This is a genomic window from Flavobacterium gelidilacus DSM 15343, assembly GCF_000422685.1.
GTDB classification, from domain to species: Bacteria; Bacteroidota; Bacteroidia; order Flavobacteriales; family Flavobacteriaceae; genus Flavobacterium; species Flavobacterium gelidilacus.
Window position 1 is genome coordinate 156,222 of the sequence record NZ_KE383905.1, and the last position, 22,681, is coordinate 178,902.

Consider the following 22,681-nt stretch of genomic DNA (forward strand, 5'->3'; position numbering starts at 1 on the left):
TGTTAATTTTGCAAACTGCGGTTTTTAAGTTAAATATAAATCGTTATATTATCCTAAATTTAAAGAATAAAAACCCTTAAAATAAAACAAAAAAAATGAAATTCAATATTATATTAAATAAAGCAACAACAGTTGAAGAAATTGAAAATTACTGGACAAATCAAGATTATGTTAATCTTTTACAGTTATTTAATTTTCCAGATGCAAACACTATTAAGCCTGAAAATTTAAGAGAAATGCTTTTTATGGCCATTGCAGATTTTGAACCTAATGAAGCTGCAGAAATTGTTTTAGCCTACAAACTTTCTGAAAATTTAAACGAAGGTCAAATTGCACAAATATCAAATGATATGTTGATTGATAAAGTGTGTGAAGAATATCCAGAAATAGATTTGCATTATCATTTATATAGCGTTAATCAGTTGTTGTTTAAAGCTTACAACGGAAAATTCTTGAATTGTAAAGCAACAGTTGTAGATTTTTCAATTACTTCTTTAGATGGTTTTGAAGATGAGATTACAAAAGAGATCGTTTTAAAATCTTTTAACAACGGAATTTCAGATAGAAATGTAATCAAAAGATTGTTTTCTGATCAAATGAATACAGAAGAATCCTTTGAACAAGCTGAAGATATTTTATGGGAATTAAATAAAAAAGACGCTCATAATTTTACATTCATAACTTCTGAATATTGGTTAGATAAAGATGAATTAGTAGCTTCAGAATTTGAAGGAGAATGTCAGCTTACAGAAGACGAAGAAGAGTAGTAATTTTACTCTGTTAAAAAAGCCTCATTTTAACGAATGAGGCTTTTTTTATTTCAATTCAATACTAACTGATTTATTATTTAATCTGTTTTCCTTTTAAAGTATTGACAAATAAAATAGTTCCAAGTTTATCGTATAAATTAAAAGCTTCAATTCCTTTTGATTTGATAGAACTTTCGTGAAAACCTAAAATAGTCAAATCAGCATATTTTGAAGTTTCATTTATTAATTCAATTTTGTCTACTGTTTCGTCAATTGGAATAACAATTATGTTTTTAGAAGAAATTGGCAATCTTCCAGAAGATGTTAATTCTATTAAATTTGCTTTTTCTTCGTCAATATTTTCTTTGTTTACGGCTGCGAATATTTTAATTTCAGCACCTTTCCAGTCTTTGTGGCCTAAAATTATGTAAGAAAGAAGAATCATTAAATTGGCATTTTCGTAATCTTCTTTCTTAATCCAAACATGAATCTCGTTTTTATACCCAAATCCTTTATCAGAACTAGCCAAAATGCATAAATCATAATTTGCACTTTGTATAAGTTTATAGTTGTCAATTACATCTTCTAACCATTCCGTTGTTCCTTTTTTAAATTCGAACATCATCATATTGTTTGAATGTCCAGAAATTCCCGGTTGTTGAATAGCTTGAACAATTGCATTTGTATTAGAAGGAGAAATTATTGTTTCTAAAAATACATTTGAATTAGTATTGTTCGCTATTTTAATTAGTTTTTCTAATTTTTCATCAGCCACTTCTTTAGAATGTTTAGAAAAATAATCTTTTTCATAATGAATATAAGTTCCAAAACCATATCGGTCAGAAATCCATTTCATCATTTCAAAGGCTGTCAATCGTTCAAAAGAATCTTTAGATAAACATAAAACACCTGGACGCCAATAATCATCAGATTTTTCTTTGTCCGTTTTTTGAAGAAATACTTGCAAGTTTCTACTAAATTGATGAATTACTCCTTGAAATATATTAGCCATTCCTTTTTTTGATTCATTTTTGTGTGTGATGTAGAAGTAAATTCCAACCATCAATAAAATAGAGGCAATAGCATAAACCGTATTGATTTTAAACATTAAGTATACACACAAAATCGCACCCATTAAAGACAAGTACCATTTCGATTTAAACGAAGGACGATAAGCTGGATCCGCTGCAAAATGTTGCATAAATGATATTAAGCATAAAGAACCGTATGTTACCATAAAAAACATCGAAATTACTTCGGCAACGGCATTTACATCACCCATCATAACAAAAATCAATGCAATTACACTGGTTAGAATTGTAGCGTTTCTTGGTTCGTTCTTATTTGGTGTTCCTTTGGCAACCCATTTGTTTACAGAATCTCTTGGAAAAACATCATCGCTACCAATAGCTTGTAAAGTTCTTGGAGCAACCATGAATGATCCTAGTGCAGACGAAATCGTTGCTGCAGCTAATCCTAAAGGAATAATTGGTCCCCAATAAGCAATTTTACTCATTACTAATTGGTCGTTGATTAAATCGTCTGGTGAAGCAGAGTAAGAAAGTTTTAAAGCGATAAAAACATAAATTACCATTCCAATAATAGTTGCTGCTAAAGTACCCATTGGAATAGATTTTTTTGGGTCTTTTAAATCTCCGGATAAACCTACACCAGCTGTCATACCTGTAAAAGCTGGAAATATAATAGCAAAAACAGCAAATATTCCAACTTTTGAATCTACATTTTTGAATAATAACGAACTGTCGAATGTGGTTGAGTAATCTGTAGTTCCGAAAAAGAACATTACTAATGAAACAAATAATATAGCTACAACAACATATAATGCTTTCATACCTAAATCAGCACCTTTTGTAACCATAAGACCGATTAATAATAATAAAGCAGGAACACTAAATAATCTATTATCATAAATTGTATATCCAAATTCAGATTCTACCCAAGGCTTAATTGCTTCAAAAGATTCGGCAAATGCAATGATGTAGAAGGCTACACTAATAGCTTGAGAAAGGTATAATGCAATACCGATAGAAGCTCCAATGTTTACACCAAATGAACGTGAGATAATAAAATATTCACCACCACCTTCAACTTTTTGGTTGGTGGCAATTTCTGCCAAAGCCATGGCTGTTGGTATAGTTACCATGTGAGCAACAAATATAATTAACAGAGTACCTGCAAATCCAACTTCTCCAACGGCATAACCAAAACGTAAGAACATAACTGCTCCAAGTATTGTAGAAATAGCTGTTAAAAAAACGGGTAAAGTTCCAAAATTGGCTTTTAAGTTTTGTAGGTTTTTTTGCATAGTATAATTTATGTTCTGTGAAGTATAAGATTTTGATCGAAAGTAACAATTTTGATAAAAGTAATTAAAATAAAAATAAAAAGGTCAATTTCTTTTATTTGAAATTGACCTTTTCTATTAATGAAGAAGTTTTTATTTTACTTCAAAATATTCTAAACTAGAAACTGGTTTGCCATTTTCTGAAAAACCTTCAATATTTACTTCAAACGTTCCTTTTATATCAGAAGTAAAAAAAGATATTTCTTTGTCATTTTCCAAATCTATACTTGGATTCCAAAGTAATTGATATCTATAATCTGGAACTCTTTCAAATTTTGAAACATCTGAATAATTTTGTTTGTAATAGTATTTTGTAATTAAAGGTCTTTGTATTTCGGTTTTTAAAATAAAATCTCCAGTTTCTTTTAAGTCATAGTCAAATTCTTTGGTTATAAAATTAATAAGACCATTATAAATCTTTGAGCCATAAACGTATTTTTCAGTGATGTAATCTACCTTGTCGATGTTTTTTGTGTTATATTCAAAAAGCTCTTTTACATCTTGTATTAATAAACCATCAACTAAAATTAAAGTATATCCACTATCAACACCATTTGATAATTTATCTCTCAAGTTTATGGTGTAGATTCCATCTTTTTCTTTATAAAATGTATTAGGAAGTATTTCTACAATTGTTTCTTTTAGACTAGAAAATCTAGTATAATCATCTAATGAAATTGTTTTTTCAAGCGGAAAATAAAAAGGCTTGTTACTTGGTTCGTCTTTTATTGTGTCTTTTTTTATAGAAAAGTAAGCATTTTCAATTTGATTCGCTATTGAACGTTTTTCAATTGTTTTTTTTAATTCACTTGAAGCTTCTTGCGTTGGCTGGAATTGGAATTTTGAATAATCTATTACTTGATTTGTTACTTCAATAGTATAATTTTTTCTACTGTCATCAACAACTTGAAGTATAACTTTTGCTCTGTTGGGTAATTCATCTAAAATAAATATAAATTCTCCCTTATTATTTGTGTTTGTTAGTTTGAATTCAAATGATTTTCCAGGAATTGATAATGAGATGGTTTTGTTTTCAATGGTATTATTAGCATCAACCGAAGTTATTTTTCCAGAAATTACTTCACCTCTTACTTCTGGTAATGAATTAACATTTAGATTTAAACTTTTAGTATCTTTTATAGTAGACAAAAATTTTACAGAACTAATTGTCGTCTTTTCAGTAGAATCATTTACTTTTCTAACTGATATGGAGTAATCTCCTTTGTTGATTTTAGAAGTTACGGATAATTTTACTTCTTCTCTTAAGTTATAATTTTTCTTATTTAAATTGATTTGAAGATTGTTTTCGTTTTTAACTAATGGAGTAGTGCTAAATTGAGGAATTAAAATCTTACTTTGAAATGGATTTATGATAGTAATATCAGTTTCAAACATATTAGATTTTGAAAAATTCATCATCCAATTTGTGTATGCAATTAGTTTGTATGCTCCAGAATTTGCAGAAGTTGCAATGAAAATATCACCTTGGGCAACACCATCTTTTAAAAGAAGTTTTTGTTTAGAAATACTAGTTCCGGTAGCGTCAAAAATTTCTACGTAGGCAATTTTGCTTATTGTACTATAAGTATGATTAATAGAATTTAAACAGTATAGCTTGTAAAATATTGATTCACCAACAAGTATAGTTGGATTGTTTATATGTAAATAAATTGATTCATTTACCGAAGAATCAAAAGTATTTGCATCTTTTGAGTTTATGTTCGTTTGTGTCCAGCTATTTACAGAACAAATAGAAAGTAAAGCAAGAAGAATTATTTTTTTCATTTATATTTTTTTTATTTTTTTTATTGCCAAAAAGCAGGTGCTACATTTGAACCAACTTCTCTACAATCTCCACATTCTGGTTTTACCATGTAATAAAGAGGGTCGTCGTCTATGTACAATATTATTATCTTATTTGGTGACATTCTATCCTTCATTCTATCCAAATTATTCCATGCAATATTAGTTGGACTTGTGTCAAACAATATACTCTCACAATCAATAAAATAGTCCGGTTTTTTTGCTCCAGGAAACAGATCATCAAAGTTAAAAAATATTCTTTTTTCAGATATTGTTGAAACATCAAAAAAACCAATTACTTTTTCATTTTTGTTTTCGATAGAAGAGATATTCCCACTAAAAAATCCTGGCTGAGTTGGTGTTAATACACTACCACTTGACGATGTTTTTTTTAATGTATTGTAAAAAGTATGAGAAGCTAAATTTTGAACATATTGTTTAATTAAAATACTATATCTATCCGCAATTATAAAATTATCTTGACTTATGAATCGTACAGAAAAATCATTGACTATATCTTCTCCATAAACAGTTGTGTTTTCTAATATTATTTCAGTCGACTTATCGGTTTTAAAACAAGTTTTAGAGGGACTACTTCTTGACGCTTTAAAGAACTCTAACGGTACTTCTGGATCTGTATTAATAATTAAACTATCTGATGCCCAATATGGAACTGAAAAACGATATGTTTCTTCATATTCATATCTGTAATATTTTGATGAATTAGTTGGGTCAAAACTATTAGCCGTAATGTCTACACCATTTACTCCAAATTTGTTTTTAACAGTTGCTTCTATTGAAGTTAAATTATTAACTGTTGTAAGTTTTTCTCTTGTTGAAGTATATTGTTTTCCATTGCTAGTAATTATGAAAAGTTGATATTCTCTATCAGAAAAAGCTTGAAAATCAAATTCTGATATGTATTTTCCATTAGTTTCTGTAAAATTGAATTGATTGCCTAAATCGTCAATTACATAAACAGTCGCGTTAGTTTCAATGCTCGGTTCTCTCTCTTCATATTGAAATGTTCTAGTGATTTTTATTTCTTGTTTTTTTAGTTCATTTGTAATAGTTGCTTCAATAACAATAACGTCTTCAAACGTGTTTGTCTGCAGGGCATAAGGTTCTGTACAACTAATTGTCGCAATCATAAAGAAAAATAAAAACACTATTTTTTTCATAATTTAAATTTTATTGCCAAAAACTTGGAACTACATTAGAGCCTAAAGTTCTGCAATCACCGCATTCAGGTAAAACCATCTTGAATATAGGGTCTTCATTTTGATAAAGTATGATTTGTCCACTTTGTGTTAATAATAGGAGGTATTTATATCCATCAATTGGGGTTTCAGAAACTGTTCCAAGCTTTGTTTTGTCATATGTTAGGACTTCACAATCATATGGGTAATTTGGCTTTGGTTCTCCAGGAAAAAGGTCTTCATAATTAAAAAATATTCTTTTTTCAGAAACAGAAGAAACATCGAAAAAGCCAATAATTTTTTCATTAGGGTTTCCGTTCTCTATAATATTTCCATTAACGAAACCCGGCTGACTGGGTGATAAAACATTTCCTGAAGCTGAAATCTTTTTTAAAGTATTATAAAAAGTATAAGATGATAAATTTTGAACATACTGTCTCACTAGTATGCTATATCTGTTTGCGATACTATAGTTTTCTTGATTAATAAATCGAATGGAGTAATCTTCTATTTTGTCCTCAGCTAAAAGAGTTGTGTTTACTAGTGTTATTTCATTAGACAATTCAGTTTTGAAACATGTTTTAGATTCACCATTTCTTAGCGTTTGAGCAAAAGTATTCCCAGAAAAGGTTTGAATGACTTTCAAACTATCTGCAGACCAATATGGAACGATAATTTTATAAGTTTCTTCATATTCATATCTATAGTATTTAGAAGTCCCAGTTGGATCATAACTATTGGCTGTTATGTCAACACCATTAACGCCAAACTTATTCTTAACAGTAGCCTCAACTGAACTTAAGTTGTTTATTGTTGTAAGTTTTTCTCTAGTTGAGATGTATTGTTTACCATTACTTGTTTTTACGAAAAGTTGGTATTGCCTTTCAGAAATTGCTTGAAATTCAAATTCAGAAATATATTTTCCGTTTGTTTCATTAAAGTTGTATTGATTTCCTAAATCATCAGTAATGTAAACAGTTGCATTTGTTTCAAGTTGAGGTTCCTTTTCTTCTAATTGAAAGGTTCTGCTTATTTTTATTTCTTGTTTTTTTAGTTCGTTAGTAATAGTTGCTTCAATAACAATTACATCCTCAAATGTATTTGTTTGAAGGGCATAAGGTTCTGTGCAACTTACAGCTGTAATAACTAGTAATAGTAATACTATTTTTTTCATAATTTAAATTTTATTCCCAAAAAGGAGGGACTTCTGTTGACCATAATCTATTGCATTCTCCGCAAATTGGTCTTGTTGTTAAATAATTGCCGTCTAAAAATTCAAAATAAATTTGTAAATTATACTGATAATGTTTAAATAAAGCATATTTTCCCCATCTGCAATATGGTGGTGTAGTTTTTGGAGGAGGTGTTTTTTCGCAGTCTACAACTGGATAAAAAGCATAATACTGTTCAATTGGACAGTCAAAGGGATAATTTGGTTCTGCTTCTCCATCAAAGAAATCATTATAATTAAAAAATAATCTTTTGCTTGAAATAGTAGAGATATCAAAAAAACCAATTACTCTTTCAGCATTGTTGTCACTATTTTTAATATTACCATTTATAAATCCGGGTTGATTTGGTGATAAGACACTATTTGTTCCAGAAAAATCTTTTAATGTTTTATAAAAAGTATAGGCTTCTAAGTTTTGAATATATTGTTTAACCAATATACTGTAGCGATAGGCAATTATTGTGTTTTTTTGAGGAATGAATCGGACCGGAAAATTTTCAATTCTATCTTCAGAAACTGCTGTATTGTTTTTAAGGAGAATTTCATTAGAATTTACTGTGTTATAACAAATAGAACTATCATAGCTTTTTGTTGTAGTAGTAATAGCAACATCAAATGTAGTTGTGTTATAATTAAAATTTAAACTATCAGATGTCCAATATGGAGTAACAATCTTATAGGTTTCTTCATATTCAAAACGATAATAATTTGACGTTTTTGTAGGGTCAAAAGAATTAGTTGTTATTTCAATTCCTTCAACTCCAAATAAGTTTACTCGATTAGCATTTATTTCTGTTATTGGAGAATGAGTAGTAAGTTTTTCTCGTGTTGAATTATATTGTTTACCATTACTTGTATTAACAAAAAGTTGGTATTGTCTTTCTGGAAAAGCCTGAAATTCGAATTCAGAAATATATTTTCCGTTTTCTTCTTCAAAATTATATTGATTTCCTAAATCGTCTGTAATATAAACTGTTGCGTTAGTTTCAAAAGTTGGCTCTTTTTCTTCTAATTGAAAAGTTCGAGTAATTTTTATTTCTTGTTTTTTAAGTTCGTTTGTTACCGTTGCTTCAATAACTAATACATCTTCAAAAGTATTATTTTGAATGGCATAAGGTTCTGTACAACTTAAAGTTGTAACTAAGATGACTAGTATATATAGTGTTTTTTTCATAATTTATGTTTTACTCCCAGAAAGTTGGTACTTCTGTTGACCACAATCTATTGCATTCTCCGCAAATGGGACGGGTTGTGTAATAATACCCTTCTAAAAAGGTATAAAATATTACTGAGTTATACTGATAATCTTTGTATAGCTTATATTTTCCAAATTCACAATAAGGGTGTGTAACTTTTTCAGGAGGGTCTGGTTCGCAATTTGTTATTGAATAAAATTTATAATATAAAGTAGTTGGACATTCAAAAGGATAATTTTGTTCAGATTCTCCTTCAAAGAAGTCATTATAGTTAAAAAATATTCTTTTACTAGATACATTTGAAACTTCAAAGAAGCCCATTACTCTTTCTGAGTTAATAGCTGTGTTTTTGATGTTGCCATTAATATAACCAGTTTGAACTGGAGATAACGTACTATTTGTGCTAGACAAGTCATTTAATTTTTTGTAAAAAGTGTAAGCCTCTAAACTTTGAATGTATTGTTTTACTAAAATACTATATCGATAAGCTATAATAGAGTTGTTTTTAGGAATAAATCTAATGGGTTTGTTTGTGATTTTGTCTTCAGAAATACCTGATGTGTTTTCTTGAATTATCTCTTTAGAATATTCAGTATTATAGCAAACGGAACTATCAAAACTCTTTTGTGTTATCCAATCAGTTACATTATAAGTCATTGTGTTGTAATATAAATTTAATTGATCGGTTGTCCAATATGGGGTTACTATTTTATAGGTTTCTTCATAAGTAAATCTATAATAATTTGAGCTGTGTGTTGGGTCAAATGAATTTACAGTTATTTCAACACCATCTACACCAAATTGTGTTTTTAAATTTGCAGCTATACTAATTGGATTAGATTCAGTGGTTAATTTTTCTCTAGTCGATGTATATTCTTTTCCATTACTCGTATTTACAAATAATTGATATTGTCTACTTGGAATTGCATGAAATTCAAATTCAGAAATATATTTTCCGTCTTCTTCTTCAAAATTAAATTGATTTCCTAAATCGTCTGTAATATAGACCGTTGCATTAGTTTCAAAAATTGGATCTTTTTCTTCTAATTGAAAAGTTCGAGTAATTTTTATTTCTTGTTTTTTTAATTCGTTTGTAACAGTAGCTTCTATAACTAATACATCCTCAAAAGTATTATTTTGAATGGCATAAGGTTCTGTACAACTTATAAAAATTGTAAAAAGACCTAATGTTATGTAAGCTACAAATTTCTTCATTTCTTAAAATTTAAAATTATAAGTAATAGTTGGAATTGGAATTGCGAATATAGATGTTTTGTATGCTTTGATTTTTCCTTCATCCGTTACAAAAAAGACAGAATACGGATTGTTCCTTCCTAAAACATTATAAATAGATATGTTCCAAAAACTATGGGCTAATTTTTTTAATTTATGATTTCCTTCAATATTTAAACCAATATCCATTCTATAATAATCTGGAATTCTAAATTTATTTCTATCACTATACAAAGTATAATTTGCGTTTCCATATTGGTATGTTCCAACAGGATATGTAATTGGTCTACCTGTTTGATAAATAAAATTAGCAGAAAAACTATAACGTTTAGTAAATCTATAGTTTAAAATGGCACTAAAATCATGAGGTTTGTCATAATTAGCAGCAAAATATTCACCATTGTTTACTTTTTGCTCATTAAATTGTCCGTCTAGTTTTATAAAAGTTCTAGAATACGTATAACCAATCCATCCGTTTAGCCTTCCAGATTGTTTTTTAAGCAAAAACTCTACACCATAAGCCTTTCCTTTTCCTTGTAATAATTCTGTTTCTACATTTGTGTTTAATACTAATTCTGCACCAACTTTGTAATCTAGAATATTGTTTAGTTTTTTATAATACCCTTCAACACTTACTTCATATATATTGTCTTTAAAATTTTTATAAAATCCTAGTGAATATTGAGATGCTGATTGTGGTTTTACATTTAAATCAGAGGTTTTCCAAGTGTCTAAAGGAGATTGTGTTGTGTTGCTAGATAAAAGATGTAAATATTGGTATGTTTTGTCATAACCACCTTTAATAGACATGTCTTCTGTAAGTTTGAAGCGAGCAGAAATACGTGGCTCAAATCCACCATAAGTTTTTATGGTTTCATTGTTTTTATATGTCTTTGTTTCTACAATTGTAGCTTCACTAATTGGAAGGCCATTTTCATAAACATTTTGACTAGATTCACCTAAAGATACAAAATAAGAATATCTTGCTCCAACATTAACAGTAAATCGGTCATTAACTTTAATTTGATCATTAATAAAAATGCCAGATTCTAATGCTTTTTCTCTATCTACTCTTTTAGCTATTATTAAAGACTGATCTCCTAAGGGTCTAATTTCTCCTGGATCTAACTTGTAATGTTTGGTTGAAATTCCGTAATTAAATTTATGGGTTTCACTTAAGTTTGTGTTGAATTTTAATTGCAATTGTGAGTCATTAATTTTATAACCGTATTTAAAAGAGTTTGACAAACCATTATTATAATCAATGTCAAATTTGTACTGACTATTTGAAAGATTTGCCGTAAAATTTGTTTTATCATTTACTTTGTGCTTCCATTTAACAGTTGCTAAAGTATTATTGTAATGATAAATTGAATCTGATGATATGCTAAATTCATCATCACTATAATAAAGAGTAGTTTCAAGTTCGTTTTTATCATCTATTATATGATTGTATTTTGCAATTCCATCATAAAAAGAAGCTTTGCTGTTTTGTAGTTGAGAATCTTTTAATGAACGCAATATCCAGCCTGAATAGGTTGCTCTTCCACCAACTAAAAGGCTAGATTTGTTTTTAACTACTGGTGTACTTACGGTTATGTTAGATGTTACTGGGCCAATTCCACCTTCTCCAGTAAGTTTTTCTAAATTTCCATTTTTTGTCGAAATATCAAATACAGAAGATAATCTTCCTCCAAATTGAGATGGAATACTTCCTTTGTAAATGTCTGCACTTTTTATAGTGTATGCATTTATTGATGAGAAAAAACCAAAAAAGTGAGCTGGATTGTATAAAACAGCATCGTCTAATAAAAATAAATTCTGATCTTCTTTTCCTCCACGTACATTAAATCCAGAAGAACCTTCTCCAACACTTTTAATTCCTGGAATTATTGTAGCAACTTTTAAGATGTCTCTTTCACCAAGAACCATTGGAACATTTTTGATTTCTTCAGATGTAATGGTTGTAACACCACTAGTTACACTGTTGATGTTTTGTTTTTCTTTTCCAGTCAGTACAATTTCATCAAGTTGGTTGATTTTTTCGGTTACTGAAAAATTCAAATTTCCATGGTTATACATCATTACTTTTTTAAATTCGCCTAAATAATTTAAAGAAACAATTTCTATTTCATTTAAACCAGCAGGTACGCTAATGGAATATTTTCCATTATCATCAGTAACAGCATTTTTTAATTTGTCAGAAGTTCTTACAACAATATTAGATATTGGTTCTCCTGTTTTTTCATTTTTTATTATTCCAGACAAGACATACGAACTTTGGGAACTATTTTTTGATTCCTTACCAATCAGTACAATAGAACTACTTTTTTTATTTTGATATTGTTGATAAAATACTGGGTCATTATTGTTGCTAATTGTTTCAGTTTTTACTGTAGTTGTAGTAGTAATTGTTTCAGGAATTTTATCATAAATGATGCTGTTTTTGGTAAGAATGATTTTATTACTGTCTATGAAAAAGTTTAAATTTGTTTCTCTAAAGGTGTCTTTTATAATTTCATCTAAACTAGCACCTGCATAATTTTTAGATATAATTATGTTATTTTCAGTAATCCATTCGTCGTTATAGAAAAACTTATATTTTGTTTCTGATTCAATATATTTAATTACATCTGAAATTTTAGAATCTTTAAATTCAACAGTGAAAGTTGGCTTTTCTACTTGAGAAAAAACAACTTGCGATAGAACAAAAAAGAAAAGGATTAATATTTTTTTCATATTTTTAATAAAAATTATTGGCTAATATTTTGAAGTAAATTATTAAAGAACAGAGTTTTATCTTTCTTTTTTAATTCTGAATTTTTTTTGTAATACTCATTAATGCTTTTCTTTTTATCAGGAAACACATTAATAATACTTTTTTTAGAGTTTATTTTGTTGAACTTTTGATCTTTCTGTAAAACAAACTCAGCTTCATCACTAAATTCCACAAAAATACTTTTACCTGTAAATACTTCTCTTTTGCTTTTGGAATGTTTTATGTAAAATGATAAGGTGTTGTTTTTTATTTTTTCTTCATAAAATCCTTTAATAAAGTCATTTTTCTCGCTATCTAACTTATCTAAATTAACAAAATTTAATCCATGAATTTTAAAAGAATTTACATTCGATTTTATTAAATTTATTCCTGTTTTTTCTGAATTTCCAGAAGACCTATAAACTATTTCGTCATTGTAAGAGTCGTATTTTAAGGATAAATTATAATATGCTTGCCCTAAGTAATTTAATGAGCCAGTAACATATTTTTCATTAATAAAATAAATATCTTTATTGTCGTTAACTCTATAATTGTTATAATGAAATAAACCATTTGTTATGGCTAAGTTTTCTTTGCCTATAATGCTGTCATATGTTATTAAATAATCTTCTTTTTCTTGTGCAAATAAGCCGAAAAAAGAGGTTAAAAATAAACTGCTGAATAATAAGACTAATTGTATAGATTTCATGAAATTAACTTTTTATAAATGTATGAAAAATATTTACATAACAAACATTTAATGTAAGATTTTACCGAAAACGCAAAAAAATCCCATTTCAAATTAATGAAACGGGATTTTTTTATGAATTAAATAATAAAACTAACCTTGAGGCTTGTTATTCTTTTTTCTCAATTGGTCTTTCTTCTCTAGGAGGTCTAGGTAATAAAGCTTTTCTTGAAACTTTCTCTTTTCTTGTTTTTGGATCAACACCGAAGTATTTTACCATGAATACATCACCCATGTTTACTACATCAGTAACGTTTTCAGTTCTTTCCCAAGCTAATTCAGATACGTGTAATAAAACTTCGTTTCCTGGTGCGTCAGTATATTCTACAACTGCTCCAAAATCTAACATTTTAATTACTTTTACTTCATAAGCTTCTCCAACTGTTGGTTTGAAGATGATTGAATCAATCTTCGCCATAACAGCAGCAATTCCAGCTGGGTCAGTTCCTAAAATTTCAACAATTCCTTCTTCCGTAAGTGGGTCTTCATTGATAACAATTGTACAACCCGTAGTTTTTTGTAATTCTTGAATCACTTTTCCACCAGGTCCAATTAATGCTCCAATAAAAGCATTAGGAATTCTTCTTGTAATAATTTTTGGAGAATGCGCTTTCACATCTACTCTTGGTTGAGATAATGTTTCCGTTAATTTTCCTAAGATATGTAAACGTCCGTCACGAGCTTGAGCTAATGCAGCTTCCATGATTTCGTATTTTAATCCGTCAATTTTGATGTCCATTTGACATGCTGTAATTCCTTCTGAAGTTCCAGTTACTTTGAAATCCATATCTCCTAAATGATCTTCATCACCTAAAATATCAGATAAAACAGCATAACGATCTCCATCAGTAATTAATCCCATTGCAATACCAGAAACAGGACGAATCATTTGAACTCCAGCATCCATTAATGATAATGTTCCAGCACAAACTGTTGCCATAGAAGAAGAACCGTTAGATTCTAAAACTTCTGAAACAACACGTATTGTGTAAGGACAATCAGCAGGAATCATATTTTTTAAAGCACGTTGTGCTAAGTTTCCGTGACCAACTTCTCTTCTTGAAGTTCCTCTTAAAGGACGAGCTTCTCCAGTTGAAAATGGTGGGAAATTATAATGTAAATAGAATTTTTCTTCTCCTTGTTGTGAAGGCGAATCAATTTGGTTTGCCTCTCTAGAAGTTCCTAAAGTTGCAGTTGCCAAAGCTTGCGTTTCTCCACGTGTAAACAATGCAGAACCATGAACAGAAGGTAAGTAATCTACTTCACACCAAATTGGTCTGATTTCTGTAGTTTTTCTTCCGTCTAAACGTGTTCCTAAATCTAAAGTTACATTACGAACAGCTTCTTTATTGGTTTTTTTGAAATATTTAGAAACTAAATCTCCATTTTCTGCCAATTCTTCTTCTGTGAATAAAGCTTTAACTTCTTCTTTAACCTCGTCAAATGCAACCGAACGTTCATGTTTTGCAGAACCTTTACTTGCAATGGCGTAAATTTTATCGTAAGATGCTTCTTTTACTTTAGCGTAAATAGCTTCGTCTTCTCTTTCTCCTTCGTATGTACGAACTTCTTTTTTTCCAAAAGCAGCTTGTAAACGTAGTTGAGCAGAAATTTGGTTTTTGATGTGCTCATGAGCAAATTTAATTGCTTCAAGCATTTCAGCTTCTGAAATTTCTTTCATTTCTCCTTCTACCATTGCGATAGAATCCATAGAAGCTCCAATCATCATATCAATATCTGATAATTCTAATTGTGCACGACTTGGATTGATGATGAATTTACCATCAATTCTTCCAACTCTAGCTTCAGAAATTAAAGTTTCAAAAGGAATGTCAGATAAAGCAAGAGCTGCTGATGCTGCTAAACCTGCTAATGCATCTGGCATAACGTCTTCATCGTAAGACATTAACTGAATCATAACTTGCACTTCTGCATGGTAATCATCTGGGAAAAGTGGACGTAAAACACGGTCAACTAATCTCATTGTTAATACTTCGCTATCACTTGGTCTTGCTTCTCTTTTAAAGAAACCTCCAGGAAAACGACCTGCAGCAGCAAATTTCTCGCGATAATCTACTGTTAAAGGTAAAAAGTCAATGCCTGGGCTTGCTTTTCTAGAAGAAACAACTGTACCTAAAATAACAGTTTTTCCAATTCTAATTACTACAGAACCGTCAGCTTGTTTAGCTAAACGTCCTGTTTCGATTGTGATGTTTCTTCCATCACCTAAATCGATAGTTTCTACAAATAATTGTGGAATCATAATTTTTTAATTCTTAATTAAACAATGGGTAAGTTGTGTTGTAGTTGTGTGTGTAGTTGTATGAAACCCAATGAAAAACCAAACTTTTTCTAATATAAAACGTAAAATAAAAGGGGCACAAAGCCCCTAGTATAATTTATTTTCTGATGTTTAATTCTTTGATAATCTCACGATATCTCAAAATGTCTTTCTTAATTAAGTAATCAAGAAGACTTCTTCTTTTTCCTACCAAAAGAACTAGTGAACGCTCTGTGTTATAATCATGACGATTTTTTTTCAAGTGTTCTGTTAAATGTGAAATTCTGTGTGTGAATAACGCGATTTGTCCTTCTGCAGATCCTGTGTTTTCTGCTTTTCCTCCGTGTTTAGCGAAGATTTCTGCTTTTACTTCTTTAGTTAAGTACATGCTAATATTGCTTTAAATGATTATTATGTATGAATTATATGGTAGTAATTCGGGTGCAAAGATAAACATAATTATGAATTATGAATTATGAGTTATGAATTATTTTCGTTGCTTTAAAATAATTTTGCAACTTCCTCATTTACAAACTCTAAAAAACGCTCGTCTGCTTCTGTGAAAGGGTCAATTACATGTGAATCAATATCAATTTGTCCAATGTTTTTTCCGTCAACAAATAATGGAACAACAATTTCTGATTTTACAGTAAAACTACAAGCTATATAATTATCTTGAGCTGCAACATCCGGTACTACAAAATTAGCGTTAGATTCAGCTACTTGTCCACAGATTCCTTTCCCAAAAGGAATTACAGTATGATCTGTTTCTGCACCAACATAAGGTCCAAGATGTAAGGTTTTAGTATCATGATTTGCAAAATAAAAGCCAACCCAATTATAATAGGATATGTTGTCTTGTAAGTATTGGCAAATATTTTTTAATTTTTCATCTTTTGTTAAGGAGTCGTTTTCAACGAATTCGACAATAGATGGTTTTAAAGCTTCAAAGTTCATTTTCTTTTTTTACAAAAGTATTTAATAGAATTCACATCAAAAAACTTATTGATTTTATTTTAACTATATTTTATAAATGTATTGAATGTTTTAAAAGTTATTTACATTCAATTAAAATGTATATTTTTGAAAAAAAAGCAACTTGAAAAACATATTTATTCAATACAAACCCTTTTTTACTTTTTTAATAAAGTTCGTTTTATTCTATTTCGTTTTTGCTTTCATTTATAATCAATTTCTAAATCAGTTTGATGTTTCAAAATTTGAGTTAGATTCAATTACAAAAATGGTTTCTGAACATACGACATATTTAATGCACTTTTTTAAGGAAGATTATTATGTGATTCCGAATAAATCCGAATCTTCAATGAAGGTAATTTATAATGGAAAATATGTGGCCAGAATTATAGAAGGTTGCAATGCCGTTAGTGTTATTGTATTATTTGCTGCTTTTATATTTGCATTTGCATCTAATCGGATTAAAACATTATTATATATTATTGTTGGAGCTATTCTTGTGTATGTTTTAAATATAATTCGAATTGGTTTGTTGGTTTGGGCTATTTATTATTATCCTGATTATCAAGAATTTTTACATGGAACAATGTTTCCTTTATTTATTTATGGAGTAGTTTTTATTTTATGGATAATTTGGGTTACAAAATTCTCTAAATATGCAAAATAAAATCATTAGATATATTGGAATTTTTGTTGCTTTATTCTTTATTATTTGCATCAGGTTTTTTGAAGATAAGTTGTTTTATGATCCTTTTTTACAATTTTTTAAATCAGATTATCAAAATAAATCGTTGCCGAATTTTGAGAGTTTCAAATTGCTATTGAATCTTTTTTTAAGATATTTTGTCAATTCATCACTTTCCATAAGTATCATTTATTTACTTTTTCAAAATAAAATGCATGTCAAAATCGCATCGTTTTTGTATTTGATATTATTTGGTGTATTAATAATAGTGTTTTCATTTTTAGTTTTTGGATCAGATAAGCCTGATTATTTGCTATTGTTCTATGTACGACGATTTTTAATTCAGCCTGTTTTGTTATTGCTTTTAATTCCAGCATTTTACTTTCAGAAAAAAGCCGAATAACATTTTTTTTCACTACCTTTAAGTGTAAAATTTGGTGTCATGAAAGTTACTAAGTATTCTGGTGAAGTTGTTACATTTGAAAAAGATAAACTCAAAAAATCTTTATTTAAATCAGGTGCTTGTGAAGCTGATGTTAATCGTGTTCTAGAAACAATCGAAAAACAGTTGTATGACGGGATTCCAACAAAGAAAATTTATAAAATGGCTTTTCAATTGTTGAAGAAAATAGACAATGTTCATGCAGCAAAATATAATTTAAGAAGCGCAATTATGGCTCTTGGTCCAGCTGGATTTTATTTTGAAAAATTTATAGCAAAACTTTTTCAAATGGAAGGTTTTGAAACCATGACTAATCTAACTTTAAACGGAAAATGTGTTTCTCATGAACTTGATGTTTTACTTAGAAAAGACGAAAAAATTAGTATGGTAGAATGCAAGTTCCACAGTAGTCAAGATGCAAAAACTGATGTAAAAGTTCCTATGTATATTTTATCTAGGTTTAATGATTTGGCAGTTAACGAGTATAGTTTGTTTAATCAAAATACAAAAATATCAAAATGTAGGATTGTTACCAACAATAGATTTACAGAAGATGCCATTCAATTTGCAACCTGTTCGAATATGGAATTATTAAGTTGGAATTATCCTGTCGGAAATAGCCTAAAAAACAAAGTTGATTTTTATCATATTTATCCGGTTACGGCATTAACAACTTTGACGCTTTTGGAAAAAGATAAATTATTGACTCAAAATATTATTACAGCAAAAGAGTTGTTAACTAATAAAGAATGGTTGAATAAAATTGGTTTAAGTCAAACCCGAATTAAAAATGTATTAAAAGAAACCAATCAATTGTGTAATATTCTAAAACATTAAAAGATGAAAATTTACTTTTTAGGCGCTGCAGGAACAGTAACAGGTTCGAAATTTGTGGTTGAACATAATGAAACCAGAATTTTAATTGATTGTGGCTTGTTTCAAGGGTTAAAACCTTTGCGCGAATTAAATTGGCAACCTTTATCGGTATTGCCTTCAACGATTGATTTTGTATTGTTAACCCACGGTCATTTAGATCATTGTGGTTGGTTGCCAAAATTAGTAAATGATGGTTTTCTAGGAAAGATATTTTGTACTAGTCCTACCAAACAAATTTCTCAATTAATTCTTTTAGACAGTGCAAAGATTCAGGAAGAAGAAGCTGAAAGAGCTAATAAGGAAAATTATTCTAAACACAACCCTGCAAAACCTTTATACACTGTTAAAGATGCAGAAAAAGTAATTCCGTTTTTTAGAATTGTAGACAAAGATTTAGAAGTTAAATTGACAGATGATATTTATTTCAAATTCTTTTATTCAAGCCATATTATTGGAGCTTGTTCCATAGAATTGCATATTGATGGTAAAATTTTGGTTTTTTCAGGCGATATTGGTCAAGATGATGATGTTTTGCTTTATTCTCCAGTAAAACCTAAAAAAGCCGATTTTGTTTTTATGGAAAGTACATATGGAAACAGGTTGCATCCTAACAATGACGTAATGTTTGAATTAGAACAAATCATAAACAATACTTTTCAAAAAGGAGGAAATGTTGTGATTCCAAGTTTTGCTGTGGAACGAGCGCAAACTATTATGTATTTACTTTGGCAATTAAAAGAGCAAAATCGAATTCCAAATATGCCTTATGTTATTGATACACCAATGGGAATAAGTGTTCTCGATGTTTTTCTGCAAAACACGAAATGGCATAAACTAAATCCACATCAATGTGAAGAAATGTGTAAAATGTTTACCATGATTTCTTCTTACAAAGATACAATTGAAACTATTTATAATGAAAAACCAAAAGTCATTATTGCCGCAAGTGGCATGATAACTGGTGGAAGAGTGCTTTCTTATTTAGAACGATATATAGTAGATGAAAAAAACACTGTTCTTATGGTTGGTTATCAAGCTGAAGGAACTCGAGGAAGAAAATTGCTAGAAGGTGCAAAAGAAATTAAATTCTATGGAAAATATTATCCAGTAAATGCTAACATTATAATGGTTGAAGGTTTGTCAGCTCATGGTGATCAAAAAGATTTGATTAATTGGCTGAGTGAATTAGAAAATAAACCACAAAAAGTATTTTTAATTCATGGTGAAAATGCTGCTGCCGATGAACTTCGAATTAAGCTTAATGAAACCTATGGTTTTGATTGTATTGTGCCGCTTTTAGAACAAATCATTGAAATTTAGAAAGTTTTAACGTCAAATTGAATTAGAATACTTATTTTTGCATGGATGAAATTTAAAAAACATATCAGTTTACTACTAGCTTTTGTGGTCTTTATGGCTAACATTGGTTATAGTTTTACAGTACATTACTGTAACGATACGATTGCTTCCGTTTCATTGAATTCAAATTTTGAAGAACCTTGTAGTGAACCCGTTGTTTCCTGTTGTGCTATTGAGGATTCTCATGATAGTTGTTGTTCCAATAAAATCATCAAACTTGAAAAAAAGAATGATAATTTTCTAACAAAATCTTTAAAATTTGAAACTAGTAACGCTCTCTTAAGTACTAATTCTACAGTTGAATTTGCTGATAAAACACTGTTGATTTCATCTATTGAAAATCCAGCTTTTTATTGCGAATCCAATGCGCCACCACTTTATAAACTTTATTGCCAGTTGGTTCTTTATGCATAATATTTAATGTTTTTATCAAATTAGAATTGATTAAATAACGTTAAATAACTATTTATGTATAAAAAAATAATGTATTTACTATTGTTAGTCTCTTCGATTACTCAAGCTCAAAATGAAGAAATCAAAGGGAAAATAGTAGATGAAAATAATGTGACTTTGCTAGGAGCAAATGTCTATTGGCTCAATACAAATATTGGTGTAGTTACCAATGAAAACGGTGAATTCACCATAAAAAAATCACAAGAAACAACAAGCTTGGTAGTTAGCTATATTGGTTATAATACCAAAAAAATTGAAGTAATTGATGATTCATTCTTAACCATTAAACTAAAAGCAGTTGAAGAATTAAATGAAGTTGTTCTTTCAAAATCTCTAAAAAGTACTGAACATTCTTTATTTAAAGCAACCAATGTGCAAACTATGGGGCAAAGAGAGTTGTTAAAAGCAGCTTGTTGTAATATTTCTGAAAGCTTTTCAACAAACCCATCAATTGATGTAAATTATTCTGATGCGGTTACTGGAAACAAACAAATTAAGATGTTAGGATTAACAAGTCCATATATTTTAATTGCTGAAGAAAACATTCCATCTGTTCGTGGAGCTTCACAAGCATATGGATTATCTTTTGTGCCTGGAACTTGGGTTGAAAGCATTCAAATTACAAAAGGTGCAGGAAGTGTAATTAATGGATATGAAAGTATTTCAGGGCAAATTAATTATGAAATTTTAAAACCATCAAATGATGATCCTTTTTTTGTAAATGCTTACGCTGATGCAAGTCAACGCTACGAATTAAACACTCATTTTAATACTAAATATTCAGATAAGTTAAGTACAACTTTATTTTTACACGGAAATACTAGATTAGGTAAAAATGACAATAATAACGATGGTTTTTTGGACAATCCAATCGGAAAACAAATCAATATCCTAAACCGTTGGCAATATAATGATGCAGAAACAGGTATAGTGAGTTTCTTAAATCTTCGTTATATGAATGATGATAAACAAGCGGGTCAAGTTGCTTTTAATCCTGATACGGATAAACTAACTACAAATGCTTGGGGTAGCGAAATCAATACAGAAAAATTTGAAATTTCAAATAAGACAGGTTATGTTTTTCCAGATATGCCTTATCAAAGTATTGGTTTTCAAAACTCCTTTCAATCACATACTCAAGAATCTTATTTTGGTTTAAATCAATATGATATTGATCAAAAAAGTCTTTATTCTAATTTGCTTTTCAGTTCGATAATTACAAATACTAAAAATAAATTCACCACTGGAATTAACTTTACTTACGATAAATATAAAGAGTTTGTTGCTGTAAACTTTGCTCAAGATTTTTCTAGAATTGATAATTCTGTAGGAGCTTTTTTTGAGTATGATTATGATAATTTAGATAATTTTCAAGTTGTTGCCGGAATTCGTGTTGACAATCACAACCGTTTAGGAACGTTTGTTACACCAAGATTGCATATCAGATATAATCCTTGGAAAGATGCTGTTTTGAGAACTTCAATTGGTAGAGGAAAAAGAGCAGCCAATATTTTTGCTGAAAATCAACAACTTTTTGCTTCAAGCAGGAGTTTTTCAATCTTAAATACTGAAGGAACATTATATGGTTTAAATCCAGAAATTGCATGGAATTATGGATTAAGTTTTATCCAAAATTTCAAATTATTTGGAAGAGATTCTGGAGTTGTTTTAGATTATTACAGAACCGATTTTCAAAATCAAGCAGTTGTAGATGTCGATTTTAGTCCTCAACAAGTAGTGTTTTATAATTTAAAAGGTAATAGTGTAGCTAATTCTTTTCAAGCTGAATTTAATATTGAATTAAAAAAGCATTTAAACTTTAAAACGGCTTATAAATATTATGATGTTAACACTGATTATATTGTTGGAAATCTTCAAAAAGCCTTACAAGCTAAAAACAGATTTTTTGCTAATTTAGCCTATGAAACTCATATTTTAGACAAGGGGCAACAATGGAAATTTGATGCCACTTACAATTGGTTAGGAAAACAACGTTTGCCAAATACTTCAAGTAATTTACCTCAATATCGTTTAGGTGAATTTGGAGAAGCTTTCGGAGTTGTAAATGCCCAAATAACAAGAACATTTTCTAGTACGTTTGAACTATATGTTGGAGGAGAAAATATTGGAAATTACAAACAAAATAATGCAATTGTTGGAGCAAATGATCCTTTTGGCGCTTATTTTGATAGTAGTATGATCTATGGACCTGTTTTTGGTCAAATGTATTATGCAGGTTTACGATTTAAAATAAAATAGAGTTTTTTTGATTTTCAGATATTTGATTTTCGGATTTTCAGAAAAAAAATAATAACAATAAATAATAAT

18 protein-coding genes are annotated in these 22,681 nt (G+C 29.1%); 7 read left to right on the plus strand and 11 right to left on the minus strand.

Annotated elements, in window-relative coordinates:
• The first annotated feature begins 95 nt into the window (after positions 1-95).
• The gene (locus tag G507_RS0115325) at positions 96-767 is read left to right on the plus strand and encodes a hypothetical protein (RefSeq protein WP_026718323.1); all 672 of its coding nucleotides are present in this window, start codon (positions 96-98) and stop codon (positions 765-767) included.
• A gap of 76 nt (positions 768-843) precedes the next feature.
• Here G507_RS0115325 and G507_RS0115330 read toward each other — a convergent pair whose 3' ends face one another.
• The 11 genes from G507_RS0115330 to G507_RS0115380 all read right to left on the minus strand — a co-directional run bounded on the left by G507_RS0115330 (position 844) and on the right by G507_RS0115380 (position 16,520).
• Entirely contained in the window at positions 844-3,075 is a 2,232-nt protein-coding gene (locus G507_RS0115330) for an APC family permease (protein ID WP_026718324.1), read from the minus strand.
• Between the two features lie 132 nt (positions 3,076-3,207).
• Positions 3,208-4,899, minus strand: a complete 1,692-nt coding sequence (locus tag G507_RS0115335; protein WP_026718325.1) for a hypothetical protein — start codon at positions 4,897-4,899, stop codon at positions 3,208-3,210.
• Positions 4,900-4,919: 20 nt separating this feature from the next.
• The gene (locus tag G507_RS0115340) at positions 4,920-6,098 is read right to left on the minus strand and encodes a DUF4249 domain-containing protein (protein ID WP_026718326.1); all 1,179 of its coding nucleotides are present in this window, start codon (positions 6,096-6,098) and stop codon (positions 4,920-4,922) included.
• Positions 6,099-6,108: 10 nt separating this feature from the next.
• A complete protein-coding gene (locus G507_RS0115345) occupies positions 6,109-7,290 on the minus strand; it encodes a DUF4249 domain-containing protein (protein ID WP_026718327.1) in 1,182 nt (393 codons plus the stop codon).
• A gap of 10 nt (positions 7,291-7,300) precedes the next feature.
• Positions 7,301-8,521 (minus strand): DUF4249 domain-containing protein, encoded by a 1,221-nt coding sequence (locus tag G507_RS0115350; RefSeq protein ID WP_026718328.1) that lies wholly within the window; start codon positions 8,519-8,521, stop codon positions 7,301-7,303.
• A gap of 10 nt (positions 8,522-8,531) precedes the next feature.
• Complete coding sequence (locus G507_RS17085; protein ID WP_051191746.1) at positions 8,532-9,758, minus strand: DUF4249 domain-containing protein; 1,227 nt, start codon at positions 9,756-9,758, stop codon at positions 8,532-8,534.
• Between the two features lie 3 nt (positions 9,759-9,761).
• Positions 9,762-12,515: a TonB-dependent receptor gene (locus G507_RS0115360; RefSeq protein WP_026718329.1), complete on the minus strand. Its 2,754-nt coding sequence runs from the start codon at positions 12,513-12,515 to the stop codon at positions 9,762-9,764.
• Positions 12,516-12,529: 14 nt separating this feature from the next.
• A complete protein-coding gene (locus tag G507_RS0115365; protein ID WP_026718330.1) occupies positions 12,530-13,243 on the minus strand; it encodes a hypothetical protein in 714 nt (237 codons plus the stop codon).
• Between the two features lie 148 nt (positions 13,244-13,391).
• Positions 13,392-15,545, minus strand: a complete 2,154-nt coding sequence (locus G507_RS0115370; RefSeq protein ID WP_026718331.1) for a polyribonucleotide nucleotidyltransferase — start codon at positions 15,543-15,545, stop codon at positions 13,392-13,394.
• A 136-nt stretch (positions 15,546-15,681) separates the two neighbouring features.
• Positions 15,682-15,951 carry a 30S ribosomal protein S15 gene (rpsO, locus tag G507_RS0115375; protein WP_026718332.1) on the minus strand — a complete coding sequence of 90 codons (270 nt, stop codon included), beginning with the start codon at positions 15,949-15,951 and terminating at the stop codon, positions 15,682-15,684.
• Positions 15,952-16,064: 113 nt separating this feature from the next.
• Positions 16,065-16,520: a GAF domain-containing protein gene (locus G507_RS0115380; protein WP_026718333.1), complete on the minus strand. Its 456-nt coding sequence runs from the start codon at positions 16,518-16,520 to the stop codon at positions 16,065-16,067.
• Between the two features lie 142 nt (positions 16,521-16,662).
• Here G507_RS0115380 and xrtF point away from each other — a divergent pair, with 142 nt between their 5' ends.
• Genes xrtF through G507_RS0115410 form a run of 6 tightly spaced genes read left to right on the plus strand, consistent with a single transcriptional unit; the run spans position 16,663 to position 22,612 of the window.
• Positions 16,663-17,205, plus strand: coding sequence for an exosortase family protein XrtF (gene xrtF / locus G507_RS0115385; protein ID WP_026718334.1), 543 nt, complete (start codon positions 16,663-16,665; stop codon positions 17,203-17,205).
• Positions 17,195-17,626 carry an exosortase F system-associated membrane protein gene (locus G507_RS18005; RefSeq protein WP_035666411.1) on the plus strand — a complete coding sequence of 144 codons (432 nt, stop codon included), beginning with the start codon at positions 17,195-17,197 and terminating at the stop codon, positions 17,624-17,626. The genes xrtF and G507_RS18005 overlap by 11 nt, the downstream gene beginning before the upstream one ends.
• Positions 17,627-17,665: 39 nt before the next feature.
• Positions 17,666-18,502: a restriction endonuclease gene (locus G507_RS0115395; protein ID WP_026718336.1), complete on the plus strand. Its 837-nt coding sequence runs from the start codon at positions 17,666-17,668 to the stop codon at positions 18,500-18,502.
• 3 nt (positions 18,503-18,505) lie between these two features.
• On the plus strand, positions 18,506-19,861 hold the full coding sequence (locus tag G507_RS0115400; protein WP_026718337.1) for an MBL fold metallo-hydrolase RNA specificity domain-containing protein: 1,356 nt from the start codon (positions 18,506-18,508) through the stop codon (positions 19,859-19,861).
• Positions 19,862-19,906: 45 nt separating this feature from the next.
• Complete coding sequence (locus G507_RS0115405) at positions 19,907-20,314, plus strand: HYC_CC_PP family protein (RefSeq protein WP_026718338.1); 408 nt, start codon at positions 19,907-19,909, stop codon at positions 20,312-20,314.
• Between the two features lie 54 nt (positions 20,315-20,368).
• Complete coding sequence (locus G507_RS0115410) at positions 20,369-22,612, plus strand: TonB-dependent receptor (RefSeq protein WP_026718339.1); 2,244 nt, start codon at positions 20,369-20,371, stop codon at positions 22,610-22,612.
• The last annotated feature ends 69 nt before the right edge of the window (positions 22,613-22,681 follow it).